Genomic DNA, 525 nt, shown 5'->3' with positions numbered 1-525 from the left:
GTGGTCTGGTCGTGCGGTTTATTTCCGATTATTGGAAATATATGAATTACGAATGATTGTTTTATTTCCTGCGCTGATTTCTTTCTGGCCGAGCAATATTTATTAAACCATTCACAAATCAATTGCTCGTTTGTTATTGCCTCCATTGCGGCGGCGCGTTCGGCTTGTCTCGTCAATGCGGGGTCGCGGTGTTGGTCCAGCTCACCTCGCAATCTGACGGCCTCAGCTCGTGCAGCGGTGAGCGACGTCGAGGGATAAGAGCCGAGGGTGATGGCTTTCGCCTTTCGGTTCCACGTGTAGCGAAACAGCCAGGTTATTTTCCCGCGTGGGGAAAGTTTTGCGCTTAGGCCGTCACGGTCTGCGGTGACGGTCTGGCCGTCGCGCGCTTTCCCGTGGTTGGCTTTCAGCCACGATTCATTCAGAGCCATTTGTTTATCTCAATGATAAAGATTGAGAGCTGAATATAACACGATGACCGGCGTGGTCAATGGGAGAAACTTGACCTTATTCCCAGGCGAACTAGTG

At 50.9% G+C, this 525-nt stretch carries 1 protein-coding gene; it reads right to left on the bottom strand.

The annotated features are described in order from the left end of the window. On the bottom strand, positions 1-428 hold a 428-nt coding region (locus N1032_RS27770), incomplete at its 3' end, for a DUF4102 domain-containing protein (RefSeq protein WP_259543962.1). Positions 429-525: the final 97 nt, after the last annotated feature.

The sequence above is a fragment of the Herbiconiux daphne genome, from assembly GCF_024979295.1.
Classification (GTDB): Bacteria; Actinomycetota; Actinomycetes; order Actinomycetales; family Microbacteriaceae; genus Herbiconiux; species Herbiconiux daphnes.
Note: the sequence above shows the minus strand (reverse complement) of the source record. Positions and strands in the feature narration are given on the sequence as shown.